Below are 18329 nucleotides of genomic sequence, written 5' to 3'. Positions count from 1 at the left end.
TCTCAGCAACTAAGTCTACTCTTCTATGACAAAAGCAAATACCGGATAGCTCTCCACCGGCTCGAAACCGAGCCTCAGCGCGAGCTTATGTGAAGCTATATTTTCGTGCGTAGTTTCCCATAAAGGAAGCATTCCCTGGGCAAGATAGTGACTAATTAACGATGCGGCAGCAAGCGTAGCATAGCCCTTCCCGCGCTCCGATTCTGCATAAGTATCTACATCTACGAAGTATCTGTTATCCACGATGAAGCCGTTGTTTTTACAGATAGTGACGACCTTATCCCTGACCCTCACTACAGCACCGGTGGCTGTCAACCCCTTGAACCTGTCATCTCTTGCATATACACTTTGATGCTGTTGGGCGAGAACGGGAAATTCCTCGTAGGTGACACATACATCACCCTCTGAGGAGCCAGCAGCAACCGGGTTGTTCAGTTGAAAAAATCGTTCGCTATTGAACTCATAAACCGACTCCATATGTCTGTCTACGCTCAGTCCGGCAACTCCAAGCTTGAATAGTGTTGTCCATGTCTCACGATCATCCGTATAAATCTCGAACCATTTCTCTTGTCTCTGCCGGCAATCAGGCACGACTACAGTCTGCAAGAAGCTGATTAGCTTCATCCGGTTGGTCTCTGTACCGATATCTCCGGCAGCATACATCCATCTTCCTGTAGCCCAGACCACCGCCAGTGTTGGCGCTTCGGGATGATCGGCAAATACCCGCCCGGGATAGTTCTCCAGCAGGACAGATAAGGCGGGAATGTGTTGCTTCTTAACATTGTACAGATCATAAACCGCAGGATAGTCCTCCGGTGTCAGTTCAATCAGCCCATTCATTGTATCTCCTCCATGCCAGTGCGATAGCAGCTGTTTTCGCGTACATTGCGCACACACAAAGAGCTACGGCCTCAGAATCTCCATAGCTCCTGGAATCTCTTCAATTAGAATTGCTGCCCGGCAAATTCATAGAACGCCAAGGCGTCTTCCCATGACGGGAATCCGGCCTGAGCCAGCTTATCGCTGCCTCCGCCCTTGCCCTGATATCCGCCCAGATGAGCCTTGAAGAAGGCTCCGCATGAGAGATCCGCAGATCCGCTATGCGCAAGTACAGCCTTATTCTCCGCCGCACTCAGCAGCAGCACCGGAAAGTCGGTTAACGCCGTCAGCTTCGCCGCCAGACTCTGCAGATCTTTAAGCGGTCTGGCGTCCGAGATATGCGTAAGCACACGGCTGCCCTCCTGCATAGAAGATAACAGATCCCGGGCCAGATAGCTGTCGTTCTGCTCCTTGACGGCAGCCAGCTCCGCCACCAGCAGCTTCTGCTCCTGCTCCCACTTTCCGATCCGGTCCATAATTTCGTCCTTGCCTGTATTGAATCGGGCGGATAGCTGACTCATAATTTGCATATGGTCGTTGAATTCGGCAAGTGCCCGGCTTCCGCATTTGAAGGTAATTCTTATATTACCCTTCTGCTTCTCGGACCGCAGCAGCTTAATCATCCCAATCGCCCCGGTCGAAGCGACATGGGTGCCGCCGCAGGCGTTATGCTCGACTCCTTCAATCTCGACAATCCGGATATCCTCTGTTACCTTAGGAAGCTTCACCAGCGGCAGCTTGGCCATTTCCTCTGCGGTCACGAAGTAGCTGGTAATGCTGCGGTTCAGGTAGATCTGACGGTTCACCTCTTGTTCAGCCTCCTCCAGCTGCACTGCTGATAGTTCCGGCAGATCAAGATCAATCGTGGCATAATCGCTGCCCAGGTGGAAGCTCTGTGTCAGTGCCTGATACCGCTCGCGGAATACCGCCGACAACAGATGCTGGCCGCTGTGCTGCTGCATATGGTCGAATCTCCGGGTCCAGTCTATGGCGCAATCCACATCAGTCTGCACGGGAAGCTCCGCTACCTTATGCAGCACCTCCTGATCCTCCAGCACCACCTCCAGCACAGCAATCCCGCCGATGGTTCCCGTATCGCAGGGCTGTCCGCCGCCGTGCGGGTAGAAGGCCGTTTCCGCAAGCGTCACATAGATCCCGTCTTCACGCTCCAGCGTGGAAGTGATCACGGTACTCCATTCTTGAATATAAGCTGAATCATAATATAGCTTCTTGGTCATTCCTTAAGCTTCCCCCTTCGCATCTGTTACAGGCCCGAAAAACTTCTCCATGACCGCGTATTCCTTACCGCCTTTGCTGCTTAATGCATCGTATCCCATATTTGCTTGCCGATCAATATAACAGTGACTGTAATGAATAACGGCCGGATATACGCCGCCCCTTTGCGGATAGCCATCCGGGAGCCGACAATGGCTCCGATCACCATCGGAATTCCGAGAATCAGGCCATGGGTGTAGCTTACAGAGCCCAGGGCAATGAACGTAAGCAGGCTTGTGATGTTGCTGGCGAAGTTCAGGATTTTGGCGTTGCCTGCGGCAGTTACAAATTCAAACCCCATCATCAGAAAAGCGAAAATCAAAAACGATCCCGTTCCCGGGCCGAAGAACCCGTCATAGAAGCCGATAACCAGCGCTGCCATGCTTCCGGCCAGGCGCATCCTGCCGCTCTTTGCGGAGAAGGTGGAGATATCTCCCCAGGATTTTTTGAAAAGCGTATAGATCGTAATGACCACCAGCATCACAATAACCAGCGGCTTCAGGAACTCGGAAGGCACCTGACGGACAGTCAGCGTTCCGGCCATCGCGCCAATGACGGATAACGGGATGAGGGTGCGGACCAGCTTGAAATTGATTTTGCCGGAACGCACGAACGAGGCGGTGCTAGTCAGCGAGCACATCGATCCGGCCAATTTGCTGCTGCCGAGCAGCAGGTGAAGCGGAATCCCCGCCGACAGCAGGGCCGGAATCGCGATCAGTCCGCCGCCGCCCACTACAGAATCAATTAATCCGGCCAGAAATCCGCACCCCACCAATATAAGAACCATACTGAGCGTCCAGTCTTCCATTACTGCGCCATTCCCCCTGCTACTCTAATCTAATTCCATCCGTGAGCGGCATACCAGACGCCGTCCCTGAATGTATCCCAGGCCTCCTGTACGAACGGGATGATATTCTCCGGCAACGCATCCAGCGGGAACCAGCATACCTCATCGCATTTGTCCGGCTCCATGTTGCAGATCTCTCCAGTCCACTGCTCCGCTCTGAAAAAGAAATCCACCCGCTCATCCCCGAAGGTGCGCAGATGCATCGTTCCGATCAGGGTAAGATCGGCGGGAGCTATAACAGCACCACATTCTTCGCGGACCTCACGGATGGCGGCAGTATGAAGCGGCTCGCCGCCATCCAGCTTCCCGGCAGGCAGTCCATACTCCCCGTCATGATGTCCCGTATTCTTACGTCTCAACAGCAGAACTTGCCCGTCCTGAATCAGAAATACATGGACCACGCTGACCAATCGAAAGACTTCCATTCCAACTCTTCCCCTCTCCTACCGCTCACGAAAGAATAAGCGGACAAGCCTGGAAATCGGCTTGCCCGCTTATTTAAGTTCCCGCTATTCTATTCTTCCGAATCCACGTTGTGGTAGACCTGCTGTACATCGTCCAATTCTTCGAGCGCATCGATCAGCTTCTCGAACTGTGCCTGCGCATCTTCAGGAATAGCTACGTAGTTCTGCGGGAGCAGCGTCAGCTCCGCTACGGTGAATTCGGTGATTCCCGCGCTGCGGAAGGCTTCCTGTACCGCATGGAACTGGTCCGGCTCAGCATACACGATGACCGCCTCGTCCTCTTCCAGCACATCACGGACATCCAGGTCTGCTTCAATCAGCAGCTCCATCACCTCATCCGCAGATTTGCCTTCCACCCCGATTACTGCTGTCGGATCGAACATATACGTAACCGATCCGCTGACGCCCATGTTGCCGCCGTTCTTGCTGAACGTGGAACGGACCAGCGGAGCCGTGCGGTTAACGTTATTCGTCAGCGCATCGACTACAATCATCGAGCCGCTTGGACCGAAGCCTTCATAACGCAGCTCCACGTAGGTCTCATCGCCGCTGCCTTTAGCCTTTTCCAGGGCACGGTCAATGATTGCCTTCGGTACATTGTAAGTCTTGGCACGCTCCAGAACGACCTTCAGCGCCCGGTTGGATTCCGGATCAGGCTCGCCCTTCTTCGCTGCAACATAGATTTCTACCCCGAACTTGGCGTAGACCTTACTTGTATTAGCATCCTTGGATGCTTTCTTTTCCTTAATATTATTCCATTTACGACCCATATCGTTACCGCTCGCTTTCCAACATTTGATGTAAAACAGTCTTGTACATTATACCTCTCTTCAATCGATCCCGTAAAGGGCAGTCCCCGCTCCTTCACAAATCCAGCAAATTCAGTATGCGTTCCAGCAATCGCATTCGGTTCCTGTTCACAATATTAGTACATTCTTCGCTATTTTTGATAAAATGAGTTTTGTTGTAACTTCTGCTTTAGGTGGGTCTCGTCTCTTCTTATCTGTGTCCTGAAAAAAAGGAGGGTTATTCATGAAAAAAATTCTATACTTCACCTTCATTAGCTTATTATTTCTTATTGCTTGTTCTTCTCAACAAAAATATTCTAACGTGAATGAAGCCATGATGTCCCTTGAAAAAAACATTACACCAATTGAATCACCTGACGACCAGATTCTTGAGGGTATTCAACCAGTTAGCTATAAACTGAGTAATGAGGAAATTATAAAAGTTTTCGCTTTCGGATCGGAAGAGAAACGAGAAAGTGGAATAAAGCACTTTGAAGAAAGTATTCAGCTTCTTAGTTCCCACGCCCCAATTGTCTACCAATCTGGAAAATATTTAGTTCTCTATTATGCCCTCGTCGATTCAAAAACTAGAACACCCAAGCTAAATGAAACAGAGTTTGGAGTTGAAATAGAGAAAGCTCTCAACAGTATGTAACAGGTACAGCAAAAAAATTACGATTCAGGTCTATGCGACTAATAGATTCGAATGTCTCTAGCTCCTATAGCCCCATCGATCAGCCCTCTTTGCAGGAGGGCTATTTGTGGTCAGATGCATGCCTAATAACGTTCTACTGACTAATCTAATTAATTACCGGCGCAGGGCAAAATGCTTTGTTGTTCTGGCTTAACCTTCAGCAAACAAATGGAATAATGTAGCTTGATTTTTCGCTTTCTTATGTTTTCAGGAGAATAAATGGAAAAACAGCAACTGTTGGAGGGGGTTAGGCTGTCACTGGGGAAAATGTGAGAAATTAAGTGCTGTTTGTCCAATTGTTCTCCTGGAAAAGTCCATTCTCTCATCAGCAAGTGTAAAAAATCCACCTTTAGTCCCCCACCCCACCACCAGCACACCAAAAGGAGGATTGCCATCCCCGGCAATCCCCCCAAATCCAACGCTACACCCACACCTCATTCGCTGTCTCAATCACCAGCCGCAGCTTGTCCCACTGCTCTTCTTCCGTCAAAATGTTGCCTTCCTCCGAAGAGGCGAAGCCGCATTGTGTGCTTAAGCATAGCTTGTTGATGTCCACGTACTGTGAAGCTTCTTCGATACGCGCGATAAGCTGTTCCTTGCTCTCCAGACCCCCATGCTTGGTCGTCACCAGTCCCAGCACCACGAACTGGTCCCGGATGAAGCGCAGCGGCTCGAAGTCACCGGAGCGTTCATTGTCATATTCGAGGAAGAATGCGTCCACGTTCGTATTCGAGAACAGCTCCTCGGCGACCGGCCCGTACCCTCCGGCGGCGAACCAAGTGGAGCGCAGGTTGCCCCGGCATACATGCAGGGCAATCGTCATGTCCGCCGGGCGGCCGGCGATGCTCTCGTTGATCAGCCGGACGTAGTCTTTGGCCAGCTGATCCGGGTCAACGCCCCTGCTGCGCAGATGAGCCCGATGTCTGCCGCTGCACAGCGTCCCCCAGGTGGTATCATCCAACTGCAGATAACGGCAGCCAGCATCATAGAAGGCCTGAATCGCCGTCCGGTACACCTGAATGATATCCCCATACAGCGTTTCGGTATCGGAATAAATCTCGTTGCCGTTATACTCCTGCACGAAATGGAACAAAGAGGGGGAAGGAATCGTCATTTTGGCCATGGTTTCTCCGGCCATCTGCTGCAAAGTGCGGAATTCCCCGACCATCGGATGGTCTCCGAAGGCGATTTTACCGGTAATCCTGAAGCTCTCGGCCCGGTTCAACTGTTCTTTGGTAGCCCCGGGGGTGCCGCCAAGCGTAATCCTTCCAGTACCTTCAATCCCCAGGAAGAAGTCCAGATGCCACCAGGAACGGCGGAATTCTCCGTCAGTTACCGCCTTCAGCCCAAGCGCCTTCTCCTGCTCCAACAGCTTGCTAATCTCTATATTCTCAATTTCCCGCAGCTGTCCCGCGGTTAGTTCACCTTCTGCGTGCAAGCTGCGCGCATTCTTGATCTCCTCTGTACGCAGGAAGCTCCCGACAATGTCGTAACGGAAGGGCGGTGCGTTTCTTGTCGATCCGATCACTGGACTGCTCATACGTCCCTCCTGCTCTTTTATAGTAAGAAAGATTCAAGCTCAAAAAGATTACCCGACACCAGATCATTCAAGATATCGATATATGTAGACATAATCTCACTCGGTTTGCGGTCCTTGTGGGCAATCCAGCCAACTGAGAACACTTCCTTGCTGTCAAAAGGAATCGTGATCAGCCCCGCATCATCCAGCTCAGAGGCCATAATTCCGGTCCCCACGGTATACGAATCGCTTCCGAGCAGCAAATGAGTCAGCGTGGCCCGGTCGGTCACCTTAATATTCTTCTCAATCTGTGTGAAGCTAAGCATTTCCTCCGAGAAATGCAGCGAATTGTTGTCCCCCTGCTCAAAGGTAATGTAAGGATACGGATGAATATCTTCCGCGGTGATCCTTTCTTTTGCAGCCAAGGCATGTCCTGCCCGCACATATACATGAGGATTCGTATTGAACAGAGGCGTGAACTTCAGGTTCCCGTCACTGAACAGCTTGTTCATGATCTTGTAGTTGCTCTCGTTGATATACAGAATCCCGATGTCGCTTCGCAGGGTACGCACATCCTCGATAATCTCATAGGTCTGCGTCTCTCGCAGGCTGAAATTGTATTCCTGCACCTTACTCTCCTTCATCAGCTTCACAAAAGCATCCGTAACAAACGCATAATGCTGTGTAGATACCGAGAAATAGATCGGGCTGCGCTTTTTGCCGGTATAGCGGTTCTCCATGAATTCGGTCTGCTCAATAATCTGCCGGGCGTAGCCCAGGAATTCCATGCCTTCCGCCGAGATGCTGATTCCCCGGTTATTCCGTTCAAAAATCGTGATGCCCAGCTCGTTCTCCAGCTCCTTGATAGCATTCGAGAGGCTGGGCTGCGACACAAATAGCCGTTTGGCCGCTTCATTCATAGAGCCGCTGTTCGCAATCTCAATCGCGTAGCGGAGCTGTTGCAAAGTCAAACCTTTTCCCCCTCCGATCAAGGACTTCACCTGGCAGGTTCAGCAAAATAAGAATTTACTTGTTATCCTAGCACACCTGCCGCGTCTGATCTACTATAGATTATGAAGCAGGGAACCTATGGATGCTACTGGGTGCGCTTCTTGCCTGCGTCGATTTTAGCCGGGTCCAGCCCTTCCCAGATATTCTTGATCTTCGCGTTCTCCGGGTCTTCGAACACCAGGAATGCCGTAGGCAAGTAACGCTCACCATACTGCGAAGAAGGCTTGTTGACAATCTCGTTGTCCTTCACCAGCACCGTCGAAGATCCCCCGTCCAGATTGGCCGCAATGACCGCCCCATGCTTCAGCATGATCTGCTGTACATCATACAGGTTCGCCCCGATGCTGTAGCCCGGCTGCCGCCCGTCAATGACTACGAAGATGAGCGCACCGTCCGCCCGTTGACCCATAGCTGTTCTTGGAGCGATGCCCCAGCCTTCGGCGGCATTTTTAATCTGGCCTTTCCCGTTCACAATAATCCGCGGCTGAAAAGAAACCGCCTCCTGCACCCCCATCTTGCTGAGCTGATCCAGCGTGTAGTTACCGGCGACCATTTTGCCTTCTTTATCAATGCCGACAATCTGAGTGGACTTCTTGCCGCCCAATCCATTGTAGAACAGCTTACCTTGCGAGATCACCAGCCCGATCGGCTTGAAGCCGTTGCCCTTCCAGTTCGGATCGGCGAAGCCGCCGCCGTTCACCCCGGCGATAGCACCCGTCCGATGCACCATGCTGGATACCTTCTCCCCGGAGCCGATTTTGCTCGGCACACCCAGGCGCACCTTCTTAGGGTCGTTCACAATCATGACATATCCGCTGTACCCGCTGCCCGTCACTTCTTCAATCTGAACGAGCGGTGTATGCTCCGCTTCTTTTACTGGCTCAGGCTTGATCTCATGGGTGTCTACTTCGTCGCCCATCTCCTCGAAGCGCTTGGTATAATCGCTTACGCGGTGCTTCAGCTCTTCTTCGCCGATAATATATTTGGCCCAGTGCCGGTGTTGTGTCGTAATCAGCGTATCTGCAATCAGGAAGCGCGTATTCTGGGCCGACGGTGCGAAATAGAGCCAGCCTCCGGCTGCTATCATTACAATGAAACAGACCATGAACACTCTGAAGAGTGTACGGAAGAAACCTCTTTTCTTGCGCTTTGGTGCCGGTTTCTTCTTCTTGCGGACAGTGGAACGTTGTGGTAAAGAGCTCACTTCTGAAATCCTCCCTAACATACTGAATGGTTAAGTCTATAAACTCACAACTTCCATGATAGACGAAATCTCTGATTTAAAAGTTTCAGTTTGTTTAACTCTGTCCAAAAACTGTAAACTAGTTCATATAAGCGCAGGCCGGCCCAATTAAAACATAGGAGGACAGCGGCATGAAACAGCAATTCATCACAGCCTTGGAGCAGAACAATCGGGAGTTGATACGGCAAATACCCAAAGGCGATCTGCACAACCATATCACCCGGGGAGGCAACAAAGACAGCTGCTTGCATTCCCATACGCACCGCCACTATTCTATAAGTGAAGTCATACGAAATCGCACTAAAAGGAGGGTTATAATGAACGCTTTTCTAACTGAATTTGAACAACGGATTCGCGAGGGCTTTGTGGCTGACCTTGAAGCTATATTGGCGGAAGTAGTACATGAGAAGGTATATGTCTGCGCAGTCGGGACGGATAGCGACTTTGTCACTCTGTTCCTTGCTGTCAATACTGAGCAATCCCTTGCCAGACATATTGCCGATATGGCAAGTGAAGGCTTATGTGATGATGCTGAAACAGAGCTTTATTACAAATGGGGAATTTCCGAATTTCAATATGGTGAGCATTCGCATTTCAATCATATCAGCCGTTTTTTATATGCAGAGGATAATGTATACCAATATAAAGATGAAATGGTCAAAATCATTGCCAAGGTTGTTAATGAAACCAAGGACGATGTATTCACAAAATATAATCAAACCAAAGAGGACATTATCTTCTTTATATCCATGACCGACGATGAGCTGGCTGAGGAATTAGAGAATGAATCGGTAGCGCTTATGACAAATCCTGAATGGGTTCCAGATTTTTTAGCGCGTTATGATGCTGAAATCTAAAGAAACCAAACAGCGGCCGCCCGGACATTAACGTCCCTGACTGCCGCTGTAACAATGGCATTCGTGCTCTACCTTGATTTTGTCAAGTATAGCGTGAGTTCATCATCCACCCGCACCTGACTTCCAGGAACCACGGGCAGATTGTCATACATGAGTCCCCGGCCATCCGGAATATAGCCGCGTTTGGTGTACAGCCGTTGTGCAGTACCGTAGCTGGCATACAGTCCAAACCCAATGCCAATCGTATCGAATGTAGCGAACACTTCTGCTTCGAGAGCGTCCATCAACACACTGCCGATGCCACACTTGCGTAACGGGGGAATCACATCAAGATTCTGGATCTCGGGAATGTGGTTCTCCGCAAAGTACGGATAGTGCGAGTTATAGACGATATGTCCCCAGCCTGCGAACTCGTTCTCATGAAAGGCTAAGAGCGTAAGCCGCTTCTTCTCTTCGTTCTCCTGCCAACAATGTTCAATATACGCTACCGGTTTTCTGACATCATGTGGGGCCAGCCCTTCATGTATCAATGCAATGTCCTCGGACTTCATCCTGCGGACCTTTATAGGTGTACTCATAAAGTCAATCATTCCTTTCAAGTTGGACTGTGCCTATCCCCTAAGTGTATTTTGTACAATTAAAACTCCCAATTATTGCGCCGAGACTGACTTAATTGCACTCTGTACATTTAAATTCTCCCATATTCGGTAAAAGAGGGCTTTCGACCATTTTTAGTTGTACAGAATACATCTAAGCTTACAAATCCAGATTTACATCGTCATTTAGCTGCACGGAATACATCTATTTGCTGCATGCCCTCCGTACGTCCGTGTCTAATCTGCATTCTCCCTTCTCGACTCGTACACCAATGGTTACTCAACCACATTATGGCTATGAAAAAAGCCGCGCATCCCTGCACGGCTTCCCCCTACTTGTCCATTCTGTGAGCGTTGCACTTCAGAACATGGACGAACAATGCCTAACCCTTAACGGGTTAGAGTGCCCGGCTCACCCGTGTCTACCCACACCGCCGCCGCTGCTTGCACTGCCGCCACCGCCTGAGTTGCTGTCATCATCGTCATCGCGGGAGGAATACCGGCCGGCTCCGCCGCCGCCCGAGTATCCGCCACCGCCGCTATTACGATCGTCATCCTCATCGTCGTCACGCGCGGAATACCGCCCCGCTCCCCCTCCGCTCGAAGACCCGCCGCCCCCTGAGTTACTGCCCCAGAAACTGCTGGAGCTGGATGAGCTGCCCCCCGAGGAGGAGTGATGATGAGGCTGCCGGTATCTTCTTCGCTGGCTGTAGCCATAACCGGGCTGGCCGGTCCAGGCGCCATAACGCCGGATATTACGCGGGTTATGCGGATTCAGCCGTATTCCGTAACGGGCAACATAACGGTTGCGCGCAGCGGCAGCCAGACTGATCAGTGCTACAAGAACCAGGAAAATACCGAGAATCGTCATCCCCTTGGATCTGGAGACCGGCACCAGCTCCACAGTGTCTTTCGTTGTCACAGGCAATTTGCTGACGGTGGCGGGCGCAGCAGCCGGTTTGCTGACTGCGGCCTTTCCCGAAGCGGCATCTGCCCGGGCCAGGAAGAAGTTGTAGAAAGCATTCGCCGTCCCGGTTGCGCCGCCTGCATAATCTTTTGCCGCAAATTTGGGCTCGAGCACTGTATCCAGAATCCCGCTGATCCGTTCATTCGTCAGCACTCTGTCGATCGACTTGCCTTGCAGCACATGATAGTTATCTCCGCCGATATCCAGCACCAGCATCACATCTCTGGGTCCGGCTGCAACCCCGGCGAACTTCGCATAGGTGTAATCCTGCAAGCTCTTGGTGCCAGTATTCTTAACGGTTACCACATAGATTCCGCTCCCGGTAGTAGCCGCGTAACGGTTGCTGGACTGGTTCAGATAATCCCTGGTGACCTGCGGGAAGACTCCGGCATTGTCCGAGACGTAGCTCTTGTTGCCAAGCGTTTCCGAGTAGCTTCCCCCGAGCTTCTGAATGAAGGAACCATAGGTTTTGGTTGCACCCGCACTGTATTTCTTGGCAGCGAAGTCCGGCTCCAGCGAGGCCGAGAGAATCTTCGAGATTACAGCACTGTTCAGTTCCTTCTCCAGTCCCTTGCCGGGAACAGCCCAGTAATCATCGTCCTTAATGGAGAGCAGTAGCAGAAGTCCGTTATTCTTGTCCGCCGAGCCGACTCCCCATGAATTGAACAACGAGGTCGCATATTTCTCCATAGACACGCCGTTCGTCGAATTCACCGTGACCAGGACTACCTGCGCTCCGGTCTTCTGATAGAGCTTCACCCCGAAATTGACCATGTAATTCTCGGTCTTCTCATCAATCACGTTCGCGAAGTCATTCACATAAAAGGCCTCCGAATGAGCCGGCACGGCCGCCTCCGCCTTCCCCGGAATGAACGGCAGCAGCATAATCATCAGCATAGCGATCAGCACTGTTTGCAGTATTCTTGCACGCTTCATTTAATCCCCTCCGGCTTCTCGTATCTCTTCTATTACTATACCCGATACGCACAGGATGGACGTATAGTTCCATCTCTCTTATGTGTATGTCCGAATCTAGTAATTATTCAAAAGAGTCTGCCGGGGCTTATTCGTGATTGAACCGGTCCGGGTGAGAGCCGAAGCGCTGATCGCGGTTCAGGCCGTTGATCCGGCGGATTTCCTCTTCCGACAGCTCGAAGTCAAAAATATCCGCATTCGCAATAATCCGCTCCTCCTTAACCGACTTAGGAATCGTCACGATTCCGTTCTGCAGATCCCAGCGCAGGATGACCTGCGGCAATGTTTTGTTGTGGCGGGTCGCAATGTCGGCAAGCACCTCATTGTCCAGCAGATGCCCTTGGGCCAGCGGGGCCCAGGCTTCAATCTGAATGCCCTGCGCCTTGCAATACTCGCGCAGCTCAAGCTGGTTAAGCAGCGGATGCAGCTCCACCTGGTTGACCATCGGCTTCACCTTAGCCACAGTAAGCAGATCCTCCAGATGATCGATCTGGAAGTTGGATACTCCGATGGCCCGGACTTTGCCGTCCGCATACAGCTTCTCCAGGGCGCGCCAGGTGTCTTTGTATTTGGCCCGGATCGGCCAGTGTACCAGATAGAGATCGGCATAATCCAGTCCCAGCTTGCTCAAGCTCTGGTCAAATGCTGCCAGCGTAGAATCATAGCCCTGCTCTGTATTCCATACCTTGGTGGTGATGAACAGCTCCTCACGCGCTATTCCTGATTCGCGGATAGCCTGTCCGACTCCTTCTTCATTTCCGTATACAGATGCGGTATCAATACTTCTATAACCGGCCTTAATGGCTGCTTTGACCGAATCAATAACCTCCTGGCCCTCTTGTACCTTGAAGACACCCAGCCCGAACCAGGGCATCTCTACACCGTTAGCTAATTTCGTTGCCGATTTAAGATTCATCATAATCACACTACCACCTGTCTACTTCGATTTGTTAGATTATCTAGAATAATGAAGCAGGGATCAGCTTGCGGCCGCCCTTGACCAGAGTTGAATCCAGTGCATCCCCTTTATCTCCGCCAAAATACAGCTGCCAGTACACGCCGAAGCGGACGCTGACATCATTCTTGACCAGCTCCGGAGGCGTGACAATCAGCCACTGGAACTTCAGTGCCTTCGAGATCTCAAAGACCGGATCAAGCACGTTATTCGAGACCATCTCACCGAACGGGTTATCGTAGAGGAAGACCGTCCAGCCTTTATTTTCCCGGTTAACCCGCTTGTGGGTCATAATCATCATCGCCACCAGCAGTTGAACAGACTGGCGTTGTCCGCCGCTGCCTACCGCCTCATCCAGCGCACCGCGGTTGATGACCTCCCAATCGGAATAATGGTAATCCTCGGGAGCGGCATACAGGAAATAATTCTCCGTCACCGGCTTGTATACCTGTAATACCGGGAAGCGGTTCTGCAGCGCCGCGTAGACCATGCGTCCGTCATTAATCAGCTCTCTGACGGCTGAAGCCGGAACCTGCTCCATCTTCGGGAACCGCTCCAGCAAGCTGCTGATGCAGCGGTTAAAGTACTCGCTGACCAGCGGTTCGATGTCATCCGTCGTCCGTGGAACGTTAATATTCTTGTAATTCAGCTTGACCAGCGGGAAGGCATGGCCGTTCTCATTATGAATGATCATCCGGCGTTCCATCCGCTTCAGAATATCCACGATCTGCACCACACGCTTGGCGGCCCGGCCTACCCACAGCTTGCGGGACAGCTCCATATCCTCTTTATCGCTGCGGATGCTCTCAATCTGATCACGCGAGCTCTGAAGCATCGAATCCAACACCTGGAGCGCGATGGAGAAATCCTCCCAGTGAACATTGTTCAGACGTTCCTGGATCTTGGTCTCAAGCTCCGCATTCCAGCCGGACTTGGCCACCTTGCCGCTTAGCGTAGTCTTCTCTTCCTTCACCTTGCGGGAGATATCCGCCCGCTGGCTGCGGCTGGCCTTGCTGCGCTGCAGCCAATCCTCCACCAGCGTCTCGCAGCTCTCCCGTACATTCAGCTGCAATTCTTCCGCCACCTCCCGTAGTGGCACACGGTTCTCGACATGGGTATCCATGATGCGGCTCTGATTACCGAGAATCTGCAGCCATTGATCCATGGAAGCCAGCGCCTGCTTACAGGTATTCAGCAGATGCTCATTCTCCCGGACCCGCAGACTGATCTCTTCTTCCTTCTGCGCCAGCGGTTCATGCCACAGCTCTACCGTCCGCTCATGCTTCTCCTTGATCGCCTTCTCGGACTTGCCCAGCTCCTTGCGCAGGGTGTCAAGCTCGGTCTGGCAGCGGATGAAAGAATCGCGGAGCTGCTGGTAGTCCTCGTCCAGTATCAGCGTGTCGCTCTTCTGGCGGACTCTGGCGGACTGAAGCATATCCGGTGAATCCTGCGGCTCAGGGGCACACTGCCATCCGGCATCTACCTGCTGCACAGCAGCTTCCAGCTCGGTCAGCTGTTCTCTGGCCGCCTTGATCTGGGCTGTTCTGGTGCGGATCTCCAGCTCATTCTGACTCAGCGACTGCTGAAGACTCTCAACTGTACTGAGCAGCTGCAGCAGCCTGTCCTGCGCCGTCTCATTCAGCGTCTCATCGGCAGCAGCTCCTCCCGCATCCGCAGCTTGATCCTCCGCGCCCGCAGACTCAACGGGAAACTCTATGTCCGGGAACCAGTTTTGCAGCCGCGGGAATAAGGAATAACGCGCATCCCCAATCCATTTCTCGCGCTGTAAGGCGAGACTGTCCATCTCTGCCTTCAGCCGGGCGAGCTGCTGGTCCTTCACGGCAATCTCTTTGCCCAGAGTATTCTTCAGCTCCACAGACTGTTGCTTGTCTGTGTAGTTCTGCTCGTGCTTCCGGCTCCGCTCGCTCCACTCCCGCAGCGCCGCGGTGCGGGCCTCCTGCTCAGACTGATCCGCTTCGCAGGCCGACAGGTCTCTGGAAATTCCAGCCAGAACCTCTTCATAGCGTGCTTGTTCTGCGTTCAGTTCATTCAGCTGGCTGCGAAGCTCCTGCAGCAAGGTCTCTGCACTCTTCTGCTTACTTCGCAGACTTACCGTATGCTCACCCTGATGCAGGCGTTCGTATTCCTGCCGGGCAGACCTCAGCTTGGCAAGATACGCTTCCTCTGCTTGAAGCTCCTCCTCCTGCTCACGGAGTCTGGAGGCCATCCCCCGCTTCCACTCCTGGAAATGATCCGGCTGCAAAACCATTTGCGGTCCTTGATGGGCCAGCAGCAGGAAGGTGTCTCCACCGCCCTCCGCCATCTCCTCGCGCACGAAGATCGGAACCGGAGCCTTGAGCAGAAGCTCCTTAAGCAGCTCCGGCTGCAGCTTAGCCGCTTCACGCTTCGTGACAATCAGGCCGTAAGGAAGCAGCGGATGGCGATCCAGCTCCTCCTCGCGGACCAGATAAGGCTGGTCGTTCAGATACATGGTGCCGGTCATGGAACTAATCTTGAGGGCATCCAGCGTATCCTTCACCGTTACGATATCATGGTTAGGCAGCCAGTAGGCTTCCTGCTGCAGCTCGACATCCAGCAGCTGCTGGTAATAATCCCGCCGCAGCCGCTTCGTCTGCTGCTCGGTATCCTCCAGCCTGCGGATGAAGCGCTCCTGAATCTGCCCCTTCGCTTCGAATAGCGCTGTCGCGCCAAGCAGCTGATGCTCCTCGTACATCTCCAGCAGTACTACAAGCTGTGACCAGAGCTGTGACTCCTTATTCATCTGGGCTTCGATCCGTCCGGTCAGCTCCTCTGTCTGGACCTCGGCCCCCAGCAGCTTCTCGGCAAGCCGGGTATGCTGCGTGTGCAGAAGCAGCTTCTGATCTTCAGCAGTCTTGCGCTGTCCGCTCAAGGCGTCGATCTGCTCAGCCAGGCCTCGGGCTGCAATCAGCGTGCGCTGAAGGGCAGCGGCCGGTGAGTGGGCGGCTTCCTGCCCGTGGCGGGAAGCGAACACGCCCAGATCCTCCGTATATTGACGGATCATGCCCGTTAATTCTTGCAGCTTACCATCCACCCGGCCCAGCTCCAGCAGCAGCTCCTCCCTGCCCTTGCGCAGAATCTGCTCCTCCGCTGCATGGGACCGCTGCTGTCCGCTGTAGTACAGGCTCTTCGCCTGCCATAACCGGTATACCTGCTCCCACTGTATCCGCAGCTCCTGCTTGGCCCCTTGAATCACCTCTTGGCGCTCCTTCATCGCAAGCGACCCTTCGATGGCTTCAATCTCCTTCTGCCACTGCTCCATCTGGCGCAGCTGCAGCTTGCGCCGGGCCAGATAATGGGCGACCTCCAGCGACTTCTCTCTCTGCTTCGATTCTTCCAGACGCTGCTTAGCCCGTGTCTGATTATCCGAGACGGCTCTGAAGTGCTCCTGCTTGCCGTAATGCTCTTCCTTCAGCCGCAGGTACTTCAGATTATCGCTCTCGAATCTAAGGAGCTTCGCTTCCTGATAATGTCCGGCCAGCTCATCCGCTGTTCTGCGGCGCTTGTCTTCCGCCTGCTTCAGTTCATCATGGATGACGGTGTATAGCTGCGAGCCGAGCCGCTCGGTCTCCCGGAAGCTGAGGTCCGCCTCTGTTCCGAGTTTCACCGCTTCATACAAAGGAGCCGCAAGAGAGGTGAACTCGGCAAAAGCCCGCTCGCGCTGCTCCAGCATCGGCAGCCGCTGCGCAACCGTAGCGGTGTCCACGAACATCCGCTGAAGCGAGCCTTCATCCTCGCGCAGGCTTCCCCCAAGACTTGCACCAATCTCCGGGATAATCAACCGCTCGAAGAGATTATGATTGGTGAAGGCGTCACTTTTCTGGAAATAGCCCTTGATACCGCCCTCTTCCCCGTTGATTCTGCGCATATTGCGCCATTCATCGATATGGATATCATGGTCAGCCAGGTAGGCATAGTATTTCTTCAGATCGGAGCTGTGGCTGCCGTAGACGTTGATCTCACTGCGCCGCTCCCGGACAAACTGCTGAATGGCTTCGAAGCTGGCGGGACTATTCAGCTCGTGGTCATATAAGGGCAGGGTAGACAGCGTAAGCTCAGCCGTCTCCTCATATTTCAACAGCGCGTATAGCAGATAATCCACTTTGATCTCAAGCTGGTCCATGGAATGCTGGGCAGTCATCGCAATCCCGGTGGTGATATACTCCGTCCGCTCCTTGTCATCCAGGCGCCATTCAATGGCCACGTGGAAGGTGTAGGGCTTCAGCTGTTTTTTGTGATTATGGAAGAAGGCCTCGACCTGGTTCTCATTATCCTTGCCCCAGGCCGCCCTTGGCATCAGCAATTGGAAAATCGACTGCAACAGCACGCCCTTCCCCCCGCCGTTCATCAGCGTAATCAGGGTATTGGCCGGTCCTTCTTCATTACACAGATCGAGGATCATATCCTCATATTTCTTCAGCATCTTCTCGTATTTGAGTCCGGCGATGCGGATTCGTTCAATGCGCGGCATGGGCTTCACCCTCCTGTTCGCTGAGTGTCCGGCCAACCAGAGCCTTCAGCTCTTTGTACCGGTCCACATCGTGATAGAGATAACGCATCCGCTCGTACAGCTCTTCCCGGGGGAAAATCCGCTTCTCATTCTCGGAAATGAACACCAGATGCTCCTCCTCCAGCAGCTTCATCCCTTCGTGAATCAGGCCGATTCTTGAGCCGGCACCGCGGGTCAGCGAGTCGCCCTCCTCCTGGCTGCGGGTCTGCATATAGAGGCTGGTCCACACTCTGTGCATGGCCTGGATATCCAGCCGCCACTGCTTGCTGAAGCTGCCGTCATCATCCATGCCGATCCAGGTCTGAAACAGCTCGGATACCTGATCTGACAACTGAATATAGGACATGCTGTCCTGCCCCGGCTTGAAGTGCTGCTCATCCTGATCCATCTCCGCCAGGAACACGAGAATAATCACGTTGATAATATGTAAATGCGTCTTGCGCTCAATCCGCGAATATTTATTGCGCAGCTGGGTGAAGTTACTGGCGAACCCGGAGCCGATCGGACTCACCAGCAGATGCAGACGGTGACCGGAATTCATAATCCGGCATCCGGCTTCTTTGGCTACGTATTGCAGGGCATCATAAGCGGCGCTATCCTGCAGACATTCGGCGGCGGCAGGATCATCCAGCGGAATCACCTTGCGCCGCAGCAGGTCGAAGAACAGCCGGGAAGCCTGCTGAACTTGCTCTAAGGAATAACTCATATCC

General features: G+C 52.8%; 16 protein-coding genes. 2 read left to right on the top strand and 14 right to left on the bottom strand.

Features of this window, described 5'->3' with window-relative positions:
• Positions 1-15: 15 nt before the first annotated feature.
• The 5 genes from MHH28_RS05315 to MHH28_RS05295 all read right to left on the bottom strand — a co-directional run bounded on the left by MHH28_RS05315 (position 16) and on the right by MHH28_RS05295 (position 4235).
• Positions 16-840, bottom strand: a complete 825-nt coding sequence (locus MHH28_RS05315; protein ID WP_405112743.1) for a GNAT family N-acetyltransferase — start codon at positions 838-840, stop codon at positions 16-18.
• Positions 841-944: 104 nt separating this feature from the next.
• Entirely contained in the window at positions 945-2117 is a 1173-nt protein-coding gene (locus tag MHH28_RS05310) for an alanyl-tRNA editing protein (protein WP_405112741.1), read from the bottom strand.
• Between the two features lie 80 nt (positions 2118-2197).
• Positions 2198-2962 carry a TSUP family transporter gene (locus MHH28_RS05305; RefSeq protein ID WP_405112739.1) on the bottom strand — a complete coding sequence of 255 codons (765 nt, stop codon included), beginning with the start codon at positions 2960-2962 and terminating at the stop codon, positions 2198-2200.
• Positions 2963-2991: 29 nt separating this feature from the next.
• On the bottom strand, positions 2992-3426 hold the full coding sequence (locus tag MHH28_RS05300) for an NUDIX domain-containing protein (protein ID WP_405112737.1): 435 nt from the start codon (positions 3424-3426) through the stop codon (positions 2992-2994).
• Positions 3427-3515: 89 nt separating this feature from the next.
• On the bottom strand, positions 3516-4235 hold the full coding sequence (locus MHH28_RS05295) for a YebC/PmpR family DNA-binding transcriptional regulator (protein WP_076078109.1): 720 nt from the start codon (positions 4233-4235) through the stop codon (positions 3516-3518).
• Between the two features lie 262 nt (positions 4236-4497).
• On the opposite strand from MHH28_RS05295, the gene MHH28_RS05290 reads away from it, so the two are divergent.
• A complete protein-coding gene (locus MHH28_RS05290; RefSeq protein WP_405112735.1) occupies positions 4498-4908 on the top strand; it encodes a hypothetical protein in 411 nt (136 codons plus the stop codon).
• Positions 4909-5057: 149 nt separating this feature from the next.
• On the opposite strand, the gene MHH28_RS05285 is transcribed toward MHH28_RS05290, so the two are convergent.
• The 4 genes from MHH28_RS05285 to MHH28_RS05270 form a co-directional block, all read right to left on the bottom strand.
• The gene (locus MHH28_RS05285) at positions 5058-5378 is read right to left on the bottom strand and encodes a hypothetical protein (RefSeq protein WP_405112733.1); all 321 of its coding nucleotides are present in this window, start codon (positions 5376-5378) and stop codon (positions 5058-5060) included.
• Positions 5369-6487 carry a 5-methyltetrahydropteroyltriglutamate--homocysteine S-methyltransferase gene (locus MHH28_RS05280; RefSeq protein WP_405112731.1) on the bottom strand — a complete coding sequence of 373 codons (1119 nt, stop codon included), beginning with the start codon at positions 6485-6487 and terminating at the stop codon, positions 5369-5371. Before MHH28_RS05280 ends, MHH28_RS05285 begins: the two co-directional genes overlap by 10 nt.
• A gap of 17 nt (positions 6488-6504) precedes the next feature.
• Positions 6505-7437, bottom strand: a complete 933-nt coding sequence (locus MHH28_RS05275) for a LysR family transcriptional regulator (RefSeq protein ID WP_405112729.1) — start codon at positions 7435-7437, stop codon at positions 6505-6507.
• 125 nt (positions 7438-7562) lie between these two features.
• A complete protein-coding gene (locus tag MHH28_RS05270; protein WP_405112727.1) occupies positions 7563-8702 on the bottom strand; it encodes a phosphodiester glycosidase family protein in 1140 nt (379 codons plus the stop codon).
• 149 nt (positions 8703-8851) lie between these two features.
• On the opposite strand from MHH28_RS05270, the gene MHH28_RS05265 reads away from it, so the two are divergent.
• Positions 8852-9577: a DUF4303 domain-containing protein gene (locus tag MHH28_RS05265; RefSeq protein WP_405112725.1), complete on the top strand. Its 726-nt coding sequence runs from the start codon at positions 8852-8854 to the stop codon at positions 9575-9577.
• Positions 9578-9645: 68 nt separating this feature from the next.
• Here the strand turns inward: MHH28_RS05265 and MHH28_RS05260 are convergent, their stop codons facing one another.
• The 5 genes from MHH28_RS05260 to MHH28_RS05240 all read right to left on the bottom strand — a co-directional run bounded on the left by MHH28_RS05260 (position 9646) and on the right by MHH28_RS05240 (position 18325).
• Positions 9646-10155: a GNAT family N-acetyltransferase gene (locus tag MHH28_RS05260; RefSeq protein WP_405112722.1), complete on the bottom strand. Its 510-nt coding sequence runs from the start codon at positions 10153-10155 to the stop codon at positions 9646-9648.
• A gap of 430 nt (positions 10156-10585) precedes the next feature.
• Positions 10586-12076: a TPM domain-containing protein gene (locus tag MHH28_RS05255; RefSeq protein ID WP_405112719.1), complete on the bottom strand. Its 1491-nt coding sequence runs from the start codon at positions 12074-12076 to the stop codon at positions 10586-10588.
• Between the two features lie 127 nt (positions 12077-12203).
• A complete protein-coding gene (locus MHH28_RS05250) occupies positions 12204-13034 on the bottom strand; it encodes an aldo/keto reductase (RefSeq protein ID WP_405112716.1) in 831 nt (276 codons plus the stop codon).
• Positions 13035-13074: 40 nt separating this feature from the next.
• Positions 13075-17580 carry a hypothetical protein gene (locus tag MHH28_RS05245; protein WP_405112714.1) on the bottom strand — a complete coding sequence of 1502 codons (4506 nt, stop codon included), beginning with the start codon at positions 17578-17580 and terminating at the stop codon, positions 13075-13077.
• Complete coding sequence (locus MHH28_RS05240; protein WP_405112712.1) at positions 17567-18325, bottom strand: DUF6063 family protein; 759 nt, start codon at positions 18323-18325, stop codon at positions 17567-17569. The genes MHH28_RS05245 and MHH28_RS05240 overlap by 14 nt, the downstream gene beginning before the upstream one ends.
• Between the last annotated feature and the right edge of the window lie 4 nt (positions 18326-18329).

This window comes from Paenibacillus sp. FSL K6-1217, assembly GCF_045040735.1.
Lineage (GTDB): Bacteria > Bacillota > Bacilli > Paenibacillales > Paenibacillaceae > Paenibacillus_AQ.
Note: the sequence above shows the minus strand (reverse complement) of the source record. Positions and strands in the feature narration are given on the sequence as shown.